This is a genomic window from uncultured Marivita sp., assembly GCF_947488135.1.
Lineage (GTDB): Bacteria > Pseudomonadota > Alphaproteobacteria > Rhodobacterales > Rhodobacteraceae > Marivita.
In genome coordinates, this window is record NZ_CANKYW010000006.1 from 149,923 (window position 1) to 168,339 (window position 18,417).

Here is an 18,417-nt window from a genome sequence, read left to right on the forward strand (position 1 = left end):
GAGAGAACCATGGTTCAACTGACCCTCCCCAAGAATTCGACCATCCGCACGGGCAAGACCTGGCCCAAACCGGAAGGCGCCACGAATGTTCGGAAGTTCAGCATCTATCGCTGGAACCCGGATGATGGCGAAAACCCACGTGTGGACACGTATCATGTCGACATGGACAAATGCGGGCCGATGGTTCTGGATGCGCTGATCAAGATCAAGAACGAGATCGATCCGACGTTGACCTTCCGCCGGTCCTGCCGCGAGGGGATCTGCGGGTCCTGCGCGATGAATATCGACGGGATCAACACGCTGGCCTGTATTTACGGTCTCGACGAGATCAGCGGTGACGTGAAGATCTATCCGTTGCCGCACATGCCGGTGGTGAAGGATTTGATCCCCGATCTCACGCATTTCTATGCGCAGCACGCGTCTATCATGCCGTGGCTCGAGACCAAGACGAACCGTCCCGCGAAAGAGTGGCGGCAGTCCATCGAGGACCGCAAGAAGCTCGACGGTCTGTATGAATGCGTGATGTGTGCGTCCTGTTCGACGGCGTGCCCGTCCTATTGGTGGAACGGCGATCGGTATCTTGGACCGGCTGCCTTGCTCCATGCCTATCGCTGGATCATCGACAGCCGGGATGAGGCGACGGGGGAGCGGTTGGACGATCTGGAAGATCCGTTCAAGCTCTACCGCTGCCACACGATCATGAACTGTGCCAAGACATGCCCGAAAGGTTTGAACCCGGCGAAAGCGATTGCCGAGATCAAGAAGATGATGGTCGAACGGCACGTTTGATCGGCGGTGGATGGCTCTGTTCTTGAAGCTGTTCTACTAACGACACTGGCCGGGATCACGATCCCGGCCGGCGCGTTTCTGGCCCGGTTCGACGGGCTTCTGCCCGGATGGGCCAAAGACGAATTCCGGCACTCGGTGATTGCCTTCGGTGGCGGTGCGCTGTTCTCGGCGATCGCGCTGGTGCTGGTCCCGGAAGGCATCACCCGGGTCAGTGCGCTTACCGCGCTTGTGGCCTTTGGTGCCGGTGGCTTGGTCTTTGGGTTCCTCGACCACCTCCTGTCCCGCAGTACCGGGCGCGTGTCGCAATTCATGGCGATGATGCTCGACTTCATCCCCGAAGCGATGGCGCTTGGTGCCATGCTTGTCGGGCAGGCGGATGTGGCCGTGCTGCTGGCGGCCCTGATCGCGTTGCAGAACCTGCCTGAGGCGTTCAACGCGTGGCGCGAAATGGCAACAGATGCGGCGCAATCCAGATTGATCTGGGTCTTCGTGGCGATGGTGCCTCTCGGGCCACTGGCGGCGCTTTTCGGATTATGGGTCCTGGCGGACATGCCTGCGATCCTGGGCACGATTATGTTGTTCTCGTCTGGCGGCATTCTCTACCTGCTTTTCGAAGACGTGGCGCCGCAGGTGCCTTTGGACCGGAAATGGGGGCCGCCGTTGGGGGCGGTGCTCGGGTTCATGCTTGGCTTGGGAGGCCATCTTGCGGTCATGTAGCGATTTGCGATCACTTCTGTTAAGCGCGCATCCATGCCGATACTTCTGATCCTCCTATTGCTTGGTGTGCTGGCCTATCTCTATTGGCAGCACAAGACGACGACCCTGACACGCGAATGCCGATGGCGACGCACGGCACCCGGGCAATGGCGCTGCGCCTATTGCGGGGCGGAGATGGTGTCGGAGGACAGCCCGATCGTGTGTTTGCGACGAGAAAACGGACCCTCGAAAAAAATGTGAGCTCGGCTGATATTTTCTATTGCGCCGACTCAAAATCGACTCCATATGCGCGATTAGTGACGCCAACGCACGCGCCTCTGGCGAGGTGGGCAAGCACAGCGCAAGCGATGCACCCACGCGGTTACGTAGCGACGGTAACGTCTCTGAAAGAACTGAGCGGTCTGTGCCGAGCAATCGGAATGGCCGGGTCTATTGGAGATGACCAATGAACGCATACGTAACCGGGCTTTCCGCCCGCGAAGACGCATCTGTATCCCGTGCAGAAGCATTCATCCTGAGCAACCGTTTCGAGCGTCCGACGCTTGTGATCGACACCGAGGCTGTCGCACGCCAATACGCGGCGCTGGCCCAGGGTCTGGGTCGGGCACGCATTCACTACGCGGTCAAAGCGAACCCGGCTCCGGAAATCCTGCGCACGCTGGTGGAGATGGGCAGCAATTTCGACGCAGCATCCCGCGTCGAGATCGAGATGTGTCTCGCCGCCGGTGCCGACGTGTCGCGCATCTCCTTCGGCAACACCATCAAACGTGCCTCTGATATTGCCTGGGCGCATGAGCAGGGGATTACTCATTTCGCCGCCGATTCCGAAGAGGAACTGCACAAGCTGGCTGCACATGCGCCGGGTGCAGAGGTCTATATCCGCCTCATCGTCGGGTCGCTGCACGCGGATTGGCCGCTGTCGCGCAAGTTCGGCTGTGCGTTGGACAAGACACCGTCGCTTTTCGCGCTCGCCATCGAACTGGGTTTGAAACCGGTTGGTCTGTCGTTCCACGTTGGCTCGCAGACCCGCCAGGCCGAGATGTGGGGTGAAACGCTCGACCAGGTGGCCGAGGTTTGGCACGGGCTCAAAGCGCAGGGCTTCGAGCTGTCGCTTCTCAACATCGGTGGTGGTTTCCCTGCGTTCTACGGTCAGGAACTGGACGCGCCTCAGAATTACGCTGGTGCCGTGATGCGCCAAATCCACGACCGCTTTGGCGACATCCCTGCCATCATGGCAGAGCCGGGCCGTGGTCTGGTGGCCGAAGCTGGCGCTATCGCCGCCGAGGTCCTTCTGGTATCGCGCAAGTCGGACAGCGAGTTGCATCGTTGGGTTTACCTCGACATCGGCAAGTTTTCGGGTCTGGCAGAAACAATGGATGAAGCGATCCGCTACCAGTTCATCACCGACCGCGATCACGAGCCGACAGGTGCGTGCATTCTGGCCGGCCCGTCCTGCGATAGCGCAGATGTGCTGTACGAAAAGCAACCCGTGCAATTGCCGCTGGGTTTGCAATCCGGAGACCGTATCGTGATCCGCAACTGCGGGGCCTACACCTCGACCTATGCATCGGTCGGGTTCAATGGCTTTCCTCCGCTGGACGTGATCGCTATCTGAAGTCTCCTGCCCGCTGCAATCGGGGAGGTGCGCGGCGGGCGTCAGTAGGTCGGGCAAATTTGTCCGGCCTACGGTTGTCTTTCGAACCGACGTGTCGTTCATTGCGAAAAAAAACGGAATTCGCGATGAGCCATGCTGCCCCAGAAGATGCCGAAGCGCGCCGCGCGGTTGCGCCGGTGATTTGCTATCCCAATGACACGCTGCCCAGTCCGGACCTCGCGCTCTATGCGCGCGCGCTGGCCGGGGCAGAACTCGTCGAAACAGTTGAGGCCGCTCCGCGTGACGCGTGCAGTTTTCGCGTGCCTGCCGGATCGTTTTTCAGGATCGTGAGTGTGGACGGGCCGCAGGTTGGCGATCTGAACCTTTGGAACGCGAATGACCTGTCAGAGCGGTTCTATTCCGGCAAGACGCGCGCGCTGCACGGGACGCATGTAACGACCGCAGAGCGACTTTGGTCGTCTTTCCCGACCCTGCGGCCGATGGCGACGGTTGTTGAGGATACGTTGGATTGGTACGGGATCGACACCTTTGGAGGGTCGGTGCATGACGTGATCGGGACGCGGTGCGATCCGTATACCGGCAACTTGTTATCCGGAGTCCAGTACCATCATTGCTGCCATTCGAACCTGACGCGGGCTTTGGCGGATGCGACGGGACTGTCGGTGGAAGAGGCGGAACCGCATGTGCATGACGTGTTGAATGTCTTCATGTGCACCGGTTTCACACGAGACACGGGCCAGTATTTCATGAAGGCAAGCCCGGTCCGGCCAGGTGATCATTTGACATTTTTTGCCGAAATCGACCTGTTGGGCGCGCTGTCAGCCTGTCCCGGCGGAGATTGCTCGGCTGAACATACGAGCGATGTCGCGGTTTGTTATCCCTTGAGGGTCGAGATTTTGAAGCCTGCACAGGGCGCGCTCACTGGCTGGAGTTCACCACCGGTCAACGGTTACGACCGCAGCCACGGGCGCGAAACCTAATCCGACCGCGTGGTCTTGTCATAAGGGTGTGTGGCGAGGATCGTCCAATACATCAGGTAGTGCAGCGCGATCGCCCCGAGCGTGATCGCGACGATCCAGTCGAAGGCTGTGCCATGTCGCGCCGCGGCTTCGTTTAACAGGATCAACCCCAGCAGGCGAATGACATTCCAGTTGGCAGCGTTGCGCTGCCCTTCATCCCAATCACGGGCGAACCAGCCAACCTTGCCGCCATCGTCAAAGAGGTAAACGGTCACGACGAAAAGGGCGAGGTAAATGGCGATCGCCAGTGTCAGCGCAAGCTGCGCCACCGCAAGAGACGGAAGCGCCATGATCCCCGCGTAAGCTGCAAGCCAGATCAGAAGAAGCTTGCCGGAGGCATTGGGAATGCCGATCCGGTCAAAGGTTTCGAGCGTGTCCGGCAGCTTGACCGCGACGACGGCGACGTGCCCGAAGAGGGCACACATTACCGGCAGGACAAGGCCGACCTGTGAGAGTGCTGCGGAATGATGTGCTGTCAGGGTGAAGAGTGACAAGGTCACGACGCTGAAAAGGAACAACATGCGTGGAATTGGCACGCGGCTTGTCAGCAGGACATAGATATCGATCAACCAATGCGGCATCAGAATTGTGTCGCAAGAGATTGTGGCGGAAATGGGAACGGGCTGGGAAAATCATGGGTTTCCCGGCCCGTTGTTTCCAATTCAGGTAAACGCCGCCGTCAGCGCGATTTCTACCATATCGCCGAAGCTGCGTTCGCGATCTTCCGACGGCAAAGCTTCTCCGGTTTGAAGATGGTCCGAGACGGTCAGAACCGCCAGTGCGCGGACCGAATGGCGCGCGGCGAGGTTGTAGAGTTCCGCGGCTTCCATTTCGACGCCCAGAATACCGTGCCGTGTCATCTGTTCATTCAGATCCGGGCGTTCATCGTAGAACACGTCAGAGGAATAGATGCCGCCGACATGAGTTTTGGTGCCTTTCGCCTTTGCGGCCTTGGCGGCTGCGCTCAGCAGGGTCCAGTCGGCGCAAGGTGCGAAGTTCAATTCCTTGAATATGCCGCGCGACGGTGTCGACAGAGTGCTCGCGGTCATTGCCAGAATGACATCACGAATTCCGACATGGGGCTGCATTCCGCCACACGACCCGATCCGGATCAACGTTTTGGCACCGTAATCCCGGATCAATTCATTGGCGTAAATCGACAGCGAGGGCATGCCCATCCCCGAGCCCTGAATCGTGACGCGATGGCCGTTCCATATCCCAGTGAAACCGAGCATTCCGCGTACTTCGTTGACCAGTTGCGGATCTTCGAGAAACGTTTCCGCAGCCCATTTCGCCCGGTAGGGATCTCCGGGCATGAGGACCGTTTCGGCAATCTCGCCTTTTTGGGCTCCGATATGGACTGTCATTTCAGATCTTCAGATCTTCCATGGTTTTCCCGGACGCCAGCGCGTCATTGACCCAATTGGGTTTGCGTCCCTTGCCGGTCCAGGTTTGCTCCGGATTGGCCGGATTGCGATACTTGGGAGCGCTCTTGGAGCCTTTCTTCGGAGCACCTCCCAAAAGGTCGTCCAAGGAGAAACCATATTCCTTGGCAGCCGATTCGGCGGCTTTCTTGGCTTCTGTCAGACGCCGCGTTTCAATCGTTTTGAGTGCTTTTTCGGCGTCTTTGATGAGCTTTTTGAGCTCGTCTTTGGACATATTATTCAGATCGATGCTCATTCGTCCCTCCAAGACTTAAATAAGATGCATTTCTTGAATACGCTATTGCAGATCAAGTCAATTCGAGAGGCGTATTTCACTATTGATGAGCGAATGTTTTGCAAGGTTTGGATGTCAATCGACGCGCAATAGCGTCAGTTTCCCGCCTTGGATTGCAACATCGATGCCATGACTCCGGACTCCTCCATCCATTTCATCGTGAACATCTTTAAAAAAAACGAGTGCGTCGAAAGTTCAAGCGTCGCGTCGAGAATGGATAAGATGGTTGATGACTTATTCTGCGGCAACCGCCTGCGGGTCGGCCAAAGTCACGATGTCCATCATGATCGCATTCAATTCAAAGTCCTTGGGCGTATACACCTTTGAGACTCCCATAGCGCGCAGGCGTTTGGCGTCTTCGTCTGGAATGATGCCTCCGACGATCACGGGGATGTGCCCGAGGCCAGCATCGCGCATTTTGGCCATCATGTCCTCGACAAGCGGGATATGGCTGCCTGACAGGATCGAAAGTCCAACGACGTGGACGTCATTGTCGCGCGCTGCGGCGACGATCTGGTCCGGGGTGAGGCGGATGCCTTCATAGTCGATCTCCATCCCGCAATCGCGGGCGCGGAAGGCGATCTGTTCGGCGCCGTTGGAATGGCCGTCAAGGCCTGGCTTGCCGACAAGGAACTTGAGGCGGCGGCCAAGGCGATCGCTGACGGCGTTGACCGCCTCGCGGATGTCGTCGAGGCCTTCGGTCTTGTTGGAGACAGATTTCGACACGCCGGTGGGTCCACGGTATTCGCCGTAAACGGCTCGCATTTCGCCAGCCCATTCTCCGGTGGTGACGCCGGCTTTTGCACAAGCTATGGAGGCTGGCATGACGTTTGCGCCTTCCTTCGCGGCAGCGCGCAAGTCGGCTAGCGCCTTTTGCACCGCGTCGCTGTCGCGCTCGGATCGCCACGCGTTCAGGCGCTTGATTTGTTCCTGTTCTACCGCCGGGTCGACAACCATGATGCCACCGTCCTCGGTCTGAAGGGGAGACGGTTCGCCTTCGATCCATTTGTTCACGCCGACGACAATGGTTTCGTTGCGTTCGATCTTGTTCAGGCGGTCAGCATTGGAATCGACCAGACGCCCCTTCATGTAGTCAATCGCTCCGATGGCGCCGCCCATGGAGGCGAGGTTCGCCAGTTCGGCGCGCGCGCCCTCTTTGAGCTGTTCGACCTTTGCGTCAATGGCTGGGTTGCCGTCGAACAGGTCATCGAACTCCAGAAGATCGGTTTCATAAGCCAGGATCTGCTGCATCCGCATCGACCATTGCTGGTCCCACGGGCGCGGCAGGCCGAGGGCCTCGTTCCATGCGGGAAGCTGCACCGCGCGAGCGCGGGCTTTCTTGGAGAGCGTGACCGCCAGCATTTCGATCAAGATGCGGTAGACGTTGTTTTCGGGCTGCTGTTCGGTCAAGCCAAGGCTGTTGACCTGCACGCCATAGCGAAAGCGGCGGTACTTGGGGTCGGTGACGTCGTAGCGTTGTTCGAGGATCTCGTCCCAGAGATCGACGAAGGCCCGCATCTTGCACATTTCGGTGACAAACCGGATGCCCGCGTTGACGAAAAAGCTGATGCGTCCACAGAGTGCCGGGAAGTCTTTGGCGGGGACGCGCGGTTTGAGTTCGTCAAGCACGGCGATCGCGGTGGCCAAGGCGAAGGACAGTTCCTGTTCCGGCGTCGCGCCAGCCTCTTGCAAGTGATAGGAACACACGTTCATCGGATTCCATTTGGGAATGTGCGTGTAGCAATATTCGGCCACGTCCCCGATCATCTTGAGCGACGGTTTCGGCGGGCAGATATAGGTGCCGCGCGACAGGTATTCCTTGATCAAATCGTTCTGCACGGTGCCTTGCAGTTTGGACACATCCGCGCCCTGTTCCTCGGCCACGGCGACATAGAGCGCCAGAAGCCACGGGGCGGTCGCGTTGATCGTCATGGAGGTGTTCATCTGTTCGAGCGGAATTTGATCGAACAATGTCCGCATGTCGCCAAGATGGCTCACAGGCACGCCCACCTTGCCCACCTCGCCACGCGCCAGTATGTGATCGCTGTCATATCCCGTTTGCGTCGGCAGATCGAAGGCCACCGATAGACCGGTCTGACCCTTGGACAGGTTCGACCGGTAAAGCGCGTTGGACGCTTGCGCAGTCGAGTGGCCTGCATATGTGCGGATCAACCAAGGACGGTCACGGGGCGGGGTCTGGGCGTCTGTCATGTCAGCTCCGTCGAGGGCGAGGTTTACGCGGTAATCTTGTTACGTTTTGCGATGCATACGTGAAACATTATATCGCTGTCAATTCGCTGCGTTGCGGCATCGGTTACTTTTCTGCGTGACAGCATATCCCAGCTGCCTGGCATTGGAATAGGCAAAGCCGCGTTATCTCAAGCATAGTGGGCCGTGCCCATTTGCAAAAAAGCGGGCAAGCCGCCCCAAAACCCTGCGTAAGCGGTTTACCCTGTCCGCCTTCGTTGCAAGAGTGGCGGCATGACAAGTCAGGTGACGCTGCCTCTTTGGGCTTTTATTTTGATCCTGCTCTTTGCGGCAGTCACCTTTGCGTCGCATTTCCTGTTTCCGTCGGTCCGCTGGTTTTTTCGCAGGCGGATGGAGCGTGCCGTCAAGCGGCTGAACGAACGGCTTGAACGTCCGATCCAGCCTTTCAAGCTTCTGCGGCGGCAGGACATGATCCAGCGCCTCATCTATGATCCCGAGGTCACGGAAGCGATTGTCGAACACGCGCAAGCCGAAGGTGTGCGCGAGGATGTGGCGTTCGAACGTGCGCGCCGCTATGCACGAGAGATTGTGCCGTCGTTTTCGGCTTGGGCTTATTTCGGCTTCGCCATTCGCGCCGCCCGACTGCTCAGCACGTCCTTGTACCGGGTGCGTATGGTGCATCAGGATGCCGGATTGGCCGGGGTGGACCCCGAGGCAACCGTGGTGTTCGTCATGAACCATCGGTCGAACATGGATTACGTGCTTGTGACCTATCTCGCGGCCGATCGATCCGCGCTGTCCTACGCGGTCGGCGAATGGGCGCGGGTCTGGCCACTGTCGCGATTGATCCGGGCCATGGGGGCGTATTTCATCAGGCGCAAATCCCGGAACGATCTCTATCGAAAGGTTCTGGCGAAATATGTTCAGCAGGCCACCGGAGCCGGGGTCACGCAGGCGGTCTTCCCGGAAGGTGGGTTGAGCCTTGATGGAAGTGTCGGCCGAGCGAAGGTGGGTATCCTCAAATACATCATCGAAGGCGCGGCATCCGCCAAGCGGGATGTGGTTTTCGTCCCGGTCGCCCTGAATTACGACCGGGTGCTTGAGGACACGATACTCATGAAGGCGCAACAGACGGGTGAGCGAAAGTTTCGTGCCAAGATCAGCGTTGTGTTCCGCGCCATTCTGCGACAGCTCTGGCTGCGTGTCAGCGGGCGGTTTCACCGCTTCGGCTATGCGGCGGTGAGCTTTGGAGAGCCCCTGTTGCTGAGTTCCGTCGAAGGCGGGCATGACCGGCCAGAGGCGATCTCCGCGACGATCATGTCGCGGATCTCGTCTTCGGTGCCCGTCCTCCCGGTGCCATTGATTGCGTCCTTGCTGCTTCGGGACGGGCCAATGACGCGCGAGGCGCTAGAGATCGCATACAGCAAAGAAATGGATCGGCTTAAAGATGCGCAGGTTCATGTCCCTCGAAACAGTCTTGATTACGCGGTCGATTTTGGACTGCGCAATCTCCTGGAGAGGCGGATCGTGGTCGAGGAAGATGGCGTGGTCAGCATCTCGGACGGAAAGGATGCGCTGGCTGGCTTCTATGCGAATTCGATCAAACACTTGATGTAGCGAAGTTCTGCATGTGCGAACGAAATGCTGCGCTCGCTCGGTCATAAAATTACAAAATTGACCGAAATCTTATTGCAAAATTTCAATCCTGCACATATTTCAGGATCAGACGCCGCGATTCTGCATTGCGGCACAGATTGGACATCACGGAAGGAGGCTCCGATGGCATTGGATCAGCAGACCGGCATCGCGGCATATGACGCGCCCGAGAAGGACTTGTACGAGATCGGCGAAATGCCCCCGTTGGGCTATGTGCCAAAGAAAATGTACGCCTGGGCGATCCGTCGTGAGCGCCATGGCGAGCCGGAGCAGGCCTTCGAGGTCGAAGTGGTCGACACGTGGGAGATCGACAGCCACGAAGTGCTGGTCCTCGTGATGGCCGCTGGCGTCAATTACAACGGCGTCTGGGCCGGTCTTGGCCAGCCCATCAGCCCCTTTGATGGTCATAAGCAGCCGTATCACATCGCGGGCTCCGATGCCTCGGGCATCGTCTGGAAGGTCGGTGACAAGGTGAAGCGCTGGAAGGTCGGTGACGAGGTCGTCATCCACTGCAACCAGGACGACGGCGACGACGAGGAATGCAACGGCGGCGACCCGATGTTCAGCCCGACCCAGCGCATTTGGGGCTATGAAACGCATGACGGTTCTTTTGCCCAGTTCACCCGCGTGCAGGCGCAGCAGTTGATGCCGCGTCCCAAGCATCTGACTTGGGAAGAAAGCGCGTGCTATACGCTCACACTGGCCACGGCATACCGGATGTTGTTCGGCCACCAGCCGCATGAATTGCGCCCGGGTCAGAACGTTCTGGTCTGGGGCGCGTCGGGTGGATTGGGGTCCTACGCGATCCAGTTGGCGAACACGGCCGGGGCGAACGCGATCGGCGTCATTTCGGATGAAGACAAGCGTGACTTCGTCATGTCGATGGGCGCCAAGGGCGTCATCAATCGCAAGGAATTCAAGTGCTGGGGCCAACTGCCCACGGTGAATACGCCTGAATATAAGGAGTGGTTCACCGAGGCGCGTAAGTTCGGCAAGGCGATCTGGGACATCACCGGCAAGGGCAAGAACGTCGACATGGTGTTCGAGCATCCGGGTGAAAGCACGTTCCCCGTTTCCACGCTGGTCTGCAAAAAGGGCGGCATGGTCGTGATTTGCGCCGGCACGACGGGCTTCAACTGTACGTTCGACGTGCGGTATATGTGGATGCACCAGAAGCGTTTGCAGGGCTCTCACTTCGCGCATCTGAAACAGGCGGCCTCGGCAAACCAGCTTATGGTGGAGCGCCGTCTCGATCCCTGCATGTCCGAGGTGTTCCCGTGGAACGAAATCCCGCAGGCTCATACCAAGATGCTGCGCAACGAACACAAGCCGGGCAATATGGCCGTCTTGGTCCAGTCCCCGAAGACCGGGTTGCGCACGTTCGAGGACGCGTTGGCCGCCGGATCGTAACGATCTGATTACCTCTTGAGTGTATCAGAGACCCGCGGACCACACCGGTTCGCGGGTTTTTCTGTGGCATGAGGGCGGTTTTAGGCAAATCAGGATTCTAGAAACCGGCGCCTCGCCAGATCTGGGGAGTTGGAATCAGGGAATTTGCCAAAAAATTACCACATGCTAGAGTTGAATTAACGTTCTATTAACTATCTGGAGGTGACGCTGAAATGGGACATGATTGGATCATAGACGTGTTGACCGACCTCAAGACGTTTGCTGTCGCGAACGATCTGGATGCCTTGGCCGCCAAGCTGGATGATACCCAACTGGTGGCACAGGCAGAGCTCGGGTCGCGCGGTAAAGGGATGGGCCGTGGGCTTCTTGGAGAGAGTGCCTCAGTTGGACGATGTGATAGCGCGTTTGGAACGCGCAGAACGTCTTGAGGAATTACAAAGCATCATAGAATGGCTGCGTGATCATTACGCGGTCGACGACATGGTCTATCACTGGGTGTCCAGCAACGGCACGCAATATGGCTGTGGCACTTATGACCCAAAGTGGGTCGCCCGATATCTTGATCAGGGATATCTTCGGATCGATCCGGTGGTGCTTGGCTGTTACCAGCGGTTTCATCCGGTCGATTGGAAGCGTCTGGATTGGTCGAGCAAGGCCGCGCGTGCACTCATGAGCGATGCGGTCGCGCATGGGATCGGAAATCAGGGGTATTCGATCCCGATCCGGGGGCCCAACGGTCAGTTCGCCTTGTTCACGGTCAGTCACACCTGCGACGACGAAACGTGGAAAAGCTTTACCGAATTGAACCGCCGCGATCTCATTTTGCTGGCGCACTACTTCAATCAGACTGCGCTGAGGCTTGAACCCGGCCGCACGCCTGAACCGACGCAGGCGCTGTCGCCACGTGAGGTTGAGACGATGACACTCCTCGCGGTTGGCTATAGCCGGGCGCAGGTTGCAGACACGCTCTCCATTTCCGAGCATACCTTGCGCGTTTACATCGAGAGCGCGCGCTTCAAGCTTGGCGCATTGAACACAACCCATGCGGTGGCGCGCGCGATGGCGCGGGGGTTGATCGTGGTTTGACGGAACGCGGCGGACTGTTTCCGGGTCGGCGACATTCTGCCAAGCAATAGCCAACGAACGGTGTCGAAAGAAACGATTCACCTTTGGATCGCAGCCTGAGCTCCTGCAACGGAGATCAGGCTCATGATTCGGTATCTATACGGCGACCAACTATCCAATTTCCCGGCCCTCGCGCGGTCCATGTTCGAAGACCGCGCGGACCAATTCAAAACCCGGTTGGGGTGGGAGGTCACGGTCAATGCCGATGGACAGGAGCGGGATGAATACGACGACCTGAACCCGCTTTACGTGATCTGGGAAAAAGCGAACGGGCTGCACGGTGGGTCGATGCGCTTTTTGCCGACGACGGGCCGCACCATGGTGAACGAGCATTTCTTGAACCTCACCGATGGCGTTGCCTTTCAGAGCCCCTTGATCTGGGAATGCACGCGCTTCTGTCTCGCGCGCGAGACCGAGCCTGGAACGGCTGCGGCGTTGATGCTGGCGGGGGGCGAGATCATGCAGGGCTTTGGCGTGCAACATTTCGTCGGCGTGTTCGACGCGCGCATGGTGCGGATTTACAATCGGATCGGCGCGGCCCCGGAAGTGCTCGGCACGCAGGGCGAGGGACGCCAGGCGATCAGTGTCGGTCTGTGGGAGTTCAGCGAGGCCGCGCAAAAGCAGGTGTCGCGTGTGGCAGGTGTCCCGTTACACGCCTCGCGCTGTTGGTTCGATGCCGCCTTTGGTGACGTGGTGCCGCAACCCGATGTTAGTGCGGCCTGACTCTGGTGCCTCTGAGCGCGGGCCTATAGGGTTCGCGCATGACATTGCCCGCGCTCACGTATTCAGAAGATCAGGCCGCCGCGCATGACGCCGTGGCCGACATGCTGCGTGAGGCGGGGATCGACCTGGACGACGGAATTTTGCTGCCACCGCGCGACGGCAAGACCAAGATCATGGCGATCACCGGAAAGGCCGGTTCGGGCAAGACGCTGCTTCTGGCCGAGCTGTGCAAGTCGCTGCAAGCCGCCGGTGTCGATATCGTTTCGGGCGATTATGAGGGTCGCCGCCGCAAGGATCGCCGCACGCTGGCCGTTTTGGCCCCTACGAACAAGGCGGCATTCGTGTTGCGGATGCGCGGCGTGCCGGCCACCACCATTCACCGCATCCTCTACACGCCGGTCTATGACCCGGAATATGAACGCATCGCCGAATGGTTGATGGGCAATGGCGACAAGCCCGAGATCGAAGGGCTGACCGAAGAGGCGCTGGCCCGCGCGCAAATCTCCTTCGAGTCGCACAAGTCGATCCCGGCGGCCTTAGCGGCTGCTGGCTTGCGGGGATCTGACTTCATCACCGGCTGGAAACGCCGTGAAGATCCGCTTGATATCGGGTTCGTTGACGAAGCGTCGATGCTGGATGAACGGCAGGTCGAGGACCTGCGCGAGATTTTTCCGAATCTGCTTCTGTTCGGCGATCCGGCGCAGCTCGCCCCGGTCAACCAGTCGGGCAAGATGGTGTTCGAAACCTTGGCACCCAGCCAGGTGCTGAACCTGAGCCGCATCCACCGGCAGGACGCCGACAATCCGATCCTCGATCTCGCCCATGCGCTTGCCGATCCCCAGCTTGAGTTCGACGGGTTCGAGCGGATGGTCGAGGACATCTCGCGCACCGATGATCGCGTGGTTCTGGGTCAACGGGTCGAGGTTGACCTGATGGCGCGATCCCCCGTTCTGGTCTGGCGCAATGCGACGCGCATTCGGCTGATCCACGCGTTCCGTGCGGTGCATGGGGCACCCGAGGATTCGTTGCTCGAAGGGGAGCCGCTGATTTGCGACGGGATCGAATTGCCGCTCAAGCATCGCAAGAAACGACTGGATCTCGAGGCGCGGGGGCTGATCAAGGGCGCGCAGGTGATCTATCTCGGGCCGGGGCGCAAGCCGGGGTTTTCACGACTTCACGTGATCGGAGCGGAAGACCCGCAGGTGTCGGCAGCGTCCATCGTGAAGATCGAGAAGCCTGACGAGGAAGAACCCTTTATCCCCTTTGCCGCGCGTATGGGGGCGACGTTCCTACACGGCGCGGCGGTGACGATCCACAAGGCGCAGGGGTCGCAATGGGACGAGGTGCAGGTCTTTGCGCCCGATCTTTACGCCGCTGCGCGCATGGGGCGAAGCGAGGCGGGCCAGCCCTTGTGGAAACGTCTGGCTTATGTCGCGATCACGCGGGCCTCGACGCGGTTACACTGGGTCGTGCGCAACCGGCTGTCGAAGCCGACCGGACCGCTGCGGGTCGATGACCTGAAGGCCACTCCCGCAGCCCCGCTTGCATTGGAAGTCGAAGCCGATTTCTAAAGCTTGACGATCTGCTTGCCCGTGTTGCCGCCTTTCAGCATTGCGATGAAGGCATCCGGCGCGTTTTCGAGACCGGTCGCGACATCTTCGATGTACGTGATTTCACCCGCCGCGACCTTGGGTGCCACGTCCTTGAGGAAGGCCGGGTATTGGTCCCAATGGTCGAAGATGATGAAGCCCGACACCTGAAGCCGCTTCACCAGGATATTGCGCCACATGCCGGGAAGCTGGTTTTCGGTGGCGATGTTCGACCCGCCATACCACGCGACCATGCCGCAGAGCGGAATGCGTCCGTGCACATTCATCAGCGGCATCACAGCCTCGAGCGTCTTCCCGCCCACGTTCTCCCAGTAGATATCGACCCCGTCCGGTGCGGCATCGGCAATGGCGGCGCGCAGCGACTTCGCGTCGTCGTGCGCGCGGTGGTCGATGGCTGCATCGAAGCCGAATGTGTCCGTGGCAAGGCGGCATTTCTCGTCACCCCCGGCGATGGCGACGGTGCGCAGTCCCATCTGTTTCGCCAATTGGCCGACCATCGACCCGACCGGGCCGGTGGCGGCGCCGACAACGAGCGTTTCGCCCTTCTTGGGCTTGCCGAAGCTGTGCAGGCCAACCCAGCCCGTCAGCCCCGGCATCCCCAGAACGCCAAGCGCGGTGGAAGGCGGCAAAGAGGGATCGAGCTTGCGAAGCTCGGACCCGGGCAGGCAGGCGTGGCTGGCCCAGCCGGTCATCCCGGTCACGATGTCCCCTTCGGCAAAATCGTCGGCCTTGCTCTCTAGCACGCGCCCGACGCCCTGGCCGGTCATGGTGCCGCCCAGATCGACCGAAGGGGCATAGCTCTTGGCTTCATCCATGCGGCCTCGCATGTACGGATCAAGCGACAGATGCGTGACCTCGATCAGAACGTCCCCCTCGGCTGGCGAGGGACATGCGCCTGTCTCAAGCTTGAAGTCCTCCGGAACCGGGTCTCCTTTCGGGCGGCGGGCCAGAGTGATGCGGGACAGTGTGTCGGACATGAATTCTCTTCCTCAAGGTTTGGGGTTGCGCGTGTTCGGTCGGATCATCAGTGTATCTGGAAGCACAGCGCAGAAGGCAAGGGAGGGCTTGATGCAGGGAATGATGATGAACCGGCCATTGTCGGTGATCGAATTGCTTCGCTACGCGGCGGAAATCCACAGTGCCGGAGAGATCGTGTCCGTGCGCACCGAGGGCGATCTGCACCGTCAGAGCTACGCCGACACGTTCAAACGCACCGCGCAACTGGCACATGGGTTGAAATCGCTGGGCGTAACCCAAGGCGACCGCATCGCGACATTGGCGTGGAACGGCTACCGGCATTTCGAGCTTTACTACGCGATTTCGGGCATGGGCGCCGTCTGTCACACGATCAACCCGCGTCTGTCCGCCGAGCAGATGCTGTATATCATCGGTCACGCCGAAGACCGTGTGCTGTTCGTCGACCTGACCTTCGTGCCGATCCTTGAGGCGTTGAAGGACCATCTGCCGAACGATCTCAAGCTGGTGGCGATGACGGATGCGGCGCATATGCCGGACACGGCGCTGGACCTGCTGTGCTACGAAGACCTGCTAGGCGGTGAACCCACTGACTATGACTGGCCAGACCTGCCCGAAGATACGGCGGCGGGCCTGTGCTACACATCCGGGACCACCGGCAACCCAAAGGGGTCGCTTTATTCCCATCGCTCGACTGTGTTGCACGCGCTTTTCATTGCGGTGACATTGCCGCGTTCCCTCCATGAAGGCGCGCGCCTATTACCCGTGGTGCCGATGTTCCACGTCAATTCCTGGGGCATGCCCTATGCCGCGCCGATTGTCGGCGCGTCGCTGGTCATGCCGGGCGGCAAGCTGGATGGCCCGTCGCTTTACGACCTGATGGAGAGCGAACAGGTCACGGCAAGCTGGGGTGTTCCCACCGTCTGGCTGGGCTTGCGCGCCGAGATTGAAGCGCGGGGCACGCCACCGTCGAAACTGGATCAGGTGGTAATCGGCGGCTCCGCCGCGCCGCGCAGCATGATCGAGTTTTTCGAGAAGAAGGGCATCGACGTTTGCCACGCCTGGGGTATGACCGAAATGAGCCCGGTCGGCACAACCGGGCAATTGCCGAATTCCATGGACGATGCGCCCTTCGACACGCGCATGGCGAAAAAGGCGCTTCAGGGGCGTCGGATGTTCGGAGTGGACCTGAAGATCGTCGATGAAACTGGCAAGCGTCTGCCACATGACGGCAAAGCTGTGGGAGAGCTTTACGTGCGCGGCAATGCGGTGATTTCCGGCTATTTCCACAATGATGAGGCGACCGAAGCGGCGACGGATGCCGAAGGTTGGTTCGGCACCGGAGATGTGGCGAGCATCACGCCCGACGGGTATCTGAGCATTCAGGACCGATCCAAGGACCTGATCAAATCGGGCGGGGAGTGGATCAGTTCGATCGATCTCGAGAATGTGGCAATGTCCCATCCCGATGTGGCCAATTGTGCGGTGATCGCGATTGCACATCCCAAGTGGGACGAGCGCCCGGTTCTGGTCGTGGTGCCCAAGGAAGGGTGTGACCCCAAGCTGGCGGATATCCACGCGCTGATGGAGCCGCATTTCGCCAAGTGGCAGTTGCCGGATGACCTTGTTTGCGTTGAGGCCTTGCCGCTGACCGCCACCGGTAAAGTGTCCAAGCTCACCCTGCGCCAGCAATTCGCGGAGTATGTGCTGCCGGATGTCCGCTGAAGTCTTGCGCGCCATGCCGCCCGGTCTCTCGCGGTGGTACGAGATCAGTCAGGAGCGGATCAGTGCCTTTGCGGATGTGACCGAGGATTGGCAATTCATCCATCTGGATGAAGCGCGCATGGCAGCGCAGGGCGGAACGATGGCACACGGGTTTCTGACGCTGTCGATGCTGTCGGCCATGTCCTACGATGTGCAGCCGGATATTCCCGGGCTTGTGCAAGGGTTGAACTACGGCTTTGATCGCATCCGCTTTGTCAGCCCAGTGCGTGCGGGGCAGCGGATACGCGGACGGTTTAGTGTTGCCGAGGTGACGGAAAAACCGGGGCGGTACGATGTTGTTTGGGACGTTTCGATCGAGATCGAAGGGTCGGCGCGGCCAGCGTTGGTCGCGCGCTGGATCAATGTTTTCGAAGTCTCAGCCTAAACGGAGTCGCGGATCGCCCGGATGTTTTCGCCATAGGGTGCGGGGTTTTCGACCGATCCCCCCTTGAACACGGCGGAGCCTGCGACCAGCACATCGGCTCCGGCAGCCACGACCAGTGGCGCGGTGCTTGGATCGACGCCGCCGTCGATCTCGATATGCACCTCGCGGTCGCCGATCATCTCGCGCAGCTCGGTCACTTTCTGCACGCAGGAGTGAATGAACTTCTGTCCGCCAAAGCCGGGATTGACCGTCATCACGCAAATCAGGTCCACCATGTCCATCAGGGTTGCCGCCGCCTCAGCGGGGGTCCCGGGATTCAGCGCCAGACCCGCCTTGGCGCCCGTTGCGCGGATGGCCTGTAGGGTACGGTGGATGTGTGGTCCGGCCTCAACATGGGCGGTGATGATGTCGGCGCCCGCATCGGCGAAGGCCTGGATATAGGGATCGACCGGGGCGATCATCAGGTGCACGTCCATCACGGTCTTGATATGCGGACGGATCGCGGCGCAGGTGGCCGGGCCGAAGGTGATATTGGGCACGTAGTGACCGTCCATGACATCGACATGGATCCAATCCGCGCCCTGCGCTTCGACCGCCTGAATCTCGGCGCCGAAATTTGCGAAGTCGGCGGACAGGATGGAGGGGGCGATTTTTACCGAACGGTCAAATTTCATGGCGGCAGCTCCTGTTGAGGTGATGCGG

At 59.7% G+C, this 18,417-nt stretch carries 18 protein-coding genes; 12 read left to right on the top strand and 6 right to left on the bottom strand.

The window, feature by feature from the left end; translation table 11 throughout:
* Positions 1 to 9: 9 nt before the first annotated feature.
* The 5 genes from Q1B16_RS16620 (at position 10) to Q1B16_RS16640 (ending at position 4,101) form a co-directional block, all read left to right on the top strand.
* Positions 10 to 789, top strand: coding sequence for a succinate dehydrogenase iron-sulfur subunit (locus tag Q1B16_RS16620; RefSeq protein ID WP_299791309.1), 780 nt, complete (start codon positions 10 to 12; stop codon positions 787 to 789).
* A 6-nt stretch (positions 790 to 795) separates the two neighbouring features.
* On the top strand, positions 796 to 1,506 hold the full coding sequence (locus tag Q1B16_RS16625; protein WP_299791312.1) for a divalent cation transporter: 711 nt from the start codon (positions 796 to 798) through the stop codon (positions 1,504 to 1,506).
* Between the two features lie 33 nt (positions 1,507 to 1,539).
* On the top strand, positions 1,540 to 1,746 hold the full coding sequence (locus Q1B16_RS16630; protein WP_299791315.1) for a hypothetical protein: 207 nt from the start codon (positions 1,540 to 1,542) through the stop codon (positions 1,744 to 1,746).
* Between the two features lie 205 nt (positions 1,747 to 1,951).
* Positions 1,952 to 3,121, top strand: a complete 1,170-nt coding sequence (locus tag Q1B16_RS16635; RefSeq protein ID WP_299791317.1) for a type III PLP-dependent enzyme — start codon at positions 1,952 to 1,954, stop codon at positions 3,119 to 3,121.
* 125 nt (positions 3,122 to 3,246) lie between these two features.
* A complete protein-coding gene (locus tag Q1B16_RS16640; protein ID WP_299791320.1) occupies positions 3,247 to 4,101 on the top strand; it encodes a DUF1989 domain-containing protein in 855 nt (284 codons plus the stop codon).
* On the opposite strand, the gene Q1B16_RS16645 is transcribed toward Q1B16_RS16640, so the two are convergent.
* The 4 genes from Q1B16_RS16645 to Q1B16_RS16660 all read right to left on the bottom strand — a co-directional run bounded on the left by Q1B16_RS16645 (position 4,098) and on the right by Q1B16_RS16660 (position 8,070).
* Positions 4,098 to 4,721 carry a hypothetical protein gene (locus Q1B16_RS16645; RefSeq protein ID WP_299791323.1) on the bottom strand — a complete coding sequence of 208 codons (624 nt, stop codon included), beginning with the start codon at positions 4,719 to 4,721 and terminating at the stop codon, positions 4,098 to 4,100. The two genes, Q1B16_RS16640 and Q1B16_RS16645, sit on opposite strands and share 4 nt — an antisense overlap.
* An 81-nt stretch (positions 4,722 to 4,802) precedes the next feature.
* On the bottom strand, positions 4,803 to 5,507 hold the full coding sequence (gene deoD, locus Q1B16_RS16650) for a purine-nucleoside phosphorylase (RefSeq protein WP_299791326.1): 705 nt from the start codon (positions 5,505 to 5,507) through the stop codon (positions 4,803 to 4,805).
* 1 nt (position 5,508) lies between these two features.
* Positions 5,509 to 5,820, bottom strand: coding sequence for an H-NS histone family protein (locus Q1B16_RS16655; protein WP_299791329.1), 312 nt, complete (start codon positions 5,818 to 5,820; stop codon positions 5,509 to 5,511).
* Between the two features lie 273 nt (positions 5,821 to 6,093).
* Entirely contained in the window at positions 6,094 to 8,070 is a 1,977-nt protein-coding gene (locus Q1B16_RS16660) for a protein meaA (RefSeq protein WP_299791331.1), read from the bottom strand.
* Positions 8,071 to 8,340: 270 nt separating this feature from the next.
* Between Q1B16_RS16660 and Q1B16_RS16665 the strand changes: the two genes are divergently transcribed.
* The 5 genes from Q1B16_RS16665 to Q1B16_RS16685 all read left to right on the top strand — a co-directional run bounded on the left by Q1B16_RS16665 (position 8,341) and on the right by Q1B16_RS16685 (position 14,552).
* Positions 8,341 to 9,684, top strand: coding sequence for a 1-acyl-sn-glycerol-3-phosphate acyltransferase (locus Q1B16_RS16665; protein WP_299791334.1), 1,344 nt, complete (start codon positions 8,341 to 8,343; stop codon positions 9,682 to 9,684).
* A gap of 162 nt (positions 9,685 to 9,846) precedes the next feature.
* Positions 9,847 to 11,133, top strand: a complete 1,287-nt coding sequence (gene ccrA, locus Q1B16_RS16670; RefSeq protein ID WP_299791337.1) for a crotonyl-CoA carboxylase/reductase — start codon at positions 9,847 to 9,849, stop codon at positions 11,131 to 11,133.
* A gap of 384 nt (positions 11,134 to 11,517) precedes the next feature.
* A complete protein-coding gene (locus tag Q1B16_RS16675) occupies positions 11,518 to 12,219 on the top strand; it encodes an autoinducer binding domain-containing protein (RefSeq protein ID WP_299791340.1) in 702 nt (233 codons plus the stop codon).
* Positions 12,220 to 12,342: 123 nt separating this feature from the next.
* Complete coding sequence (locus Q1B16_RS16680) at positions 12,343 to 12,981, top strand: acyl-homoserine-lactone synthase (RefSeq protein ID WP_299791343.1); 639 nt, start codon at positions 12,343 to 12,345, stop codon at positions 12,979 to 12,981.
* 38 nt (positions 12,982 to 13,019) lie between these two features.
* Positions 13,020 to 14,552 carry an AAA family ATPase gene (locus tag Q1B16_RS16685; protein WP_299791346.1) on the top strand — a complete coding sequence of 511 codons (1,533 nt, stop codon included), beginning with the start codon at positions 13,020 to 13,022 and terminating at the stop codon, positions 14,550 to 14,552.
* Here the strand turns inward: Q1B16_RS16685 and Q1B16_RS16690 are convergent.
* Positions 14,549 to 15,568, bottom strand: a complete 1,020-nt coding sequence (locus Q1B16_RS16690; RefSeq protein WP_299791349.1) for an NADP-dependent oxidoreductase — start codon at positions 15,566 to 15,568, stop codon at positions 14,549 to 14,551. The genes Q1B16_RS16685 and Q1B16_RS16690 overlap by 4 nt on opposite strands.
* 91 nt (positions 15,569 to 15,659) lie before the next feature.
* On the opposite strand from Q1B16_RS16690, the gene Q1B16_RS16695 reads away from it, so the two are divergent.
* Together Q1B16_RS16695 and Q1B16_RS16700 are read left to right on the top strand one after the other, a co-directional pair.
* Positions 15,660 to 17,291, top strand: coding sequence for a long-chain fatty acid--CoA ligase (locus tag Q1B16_RS16695; protein ID WP_299791352.1), 1,632 nt, complete (start codon positions 15,660 to 15,662; stop codon positions 17,289 to 17,291).
* Positions 17,281 to 17,715 carry a MaoC family dehydratase gene (locus Q1B16_RS16700; protein WP_299791355.1) on the top strand — a complete coding sequence of 145 codons (435 nt, stop codon included), beginning with the start codon at positions 17,281 to 17,283 and terminating at the stop codon, positions 17,713 to 17,715. The genes Q1B16_RS16695 and Q1B16_RS16700 overlap by 11 nt, the downstream gene beginning before the upstream one ends.
* On the opposite strand, the gene rpe is transcribed toward Q1B16_RS16700, so the two are convergent.
* The gene (gene rpe, locus Q1B16_RS16705; protein WP_299791358.1) at positions 17,712 to 18,389 is read right to left on the bottom strand and encodes a ribulose-phosphate 3-epimerase; all 678 of its coding nucleotides are present in this window, start codon (positions 18,387 to 18,389) and stop codon (positions 17,712 to 17,714) included. The two genes, Q1B16_RS16700 and rpe, sit on opposite strands and share 4 nt — an antisense overlap.
* Between the last annotated feature and the right edge of the window lie 28 nt (positions 18,390 to 18,417).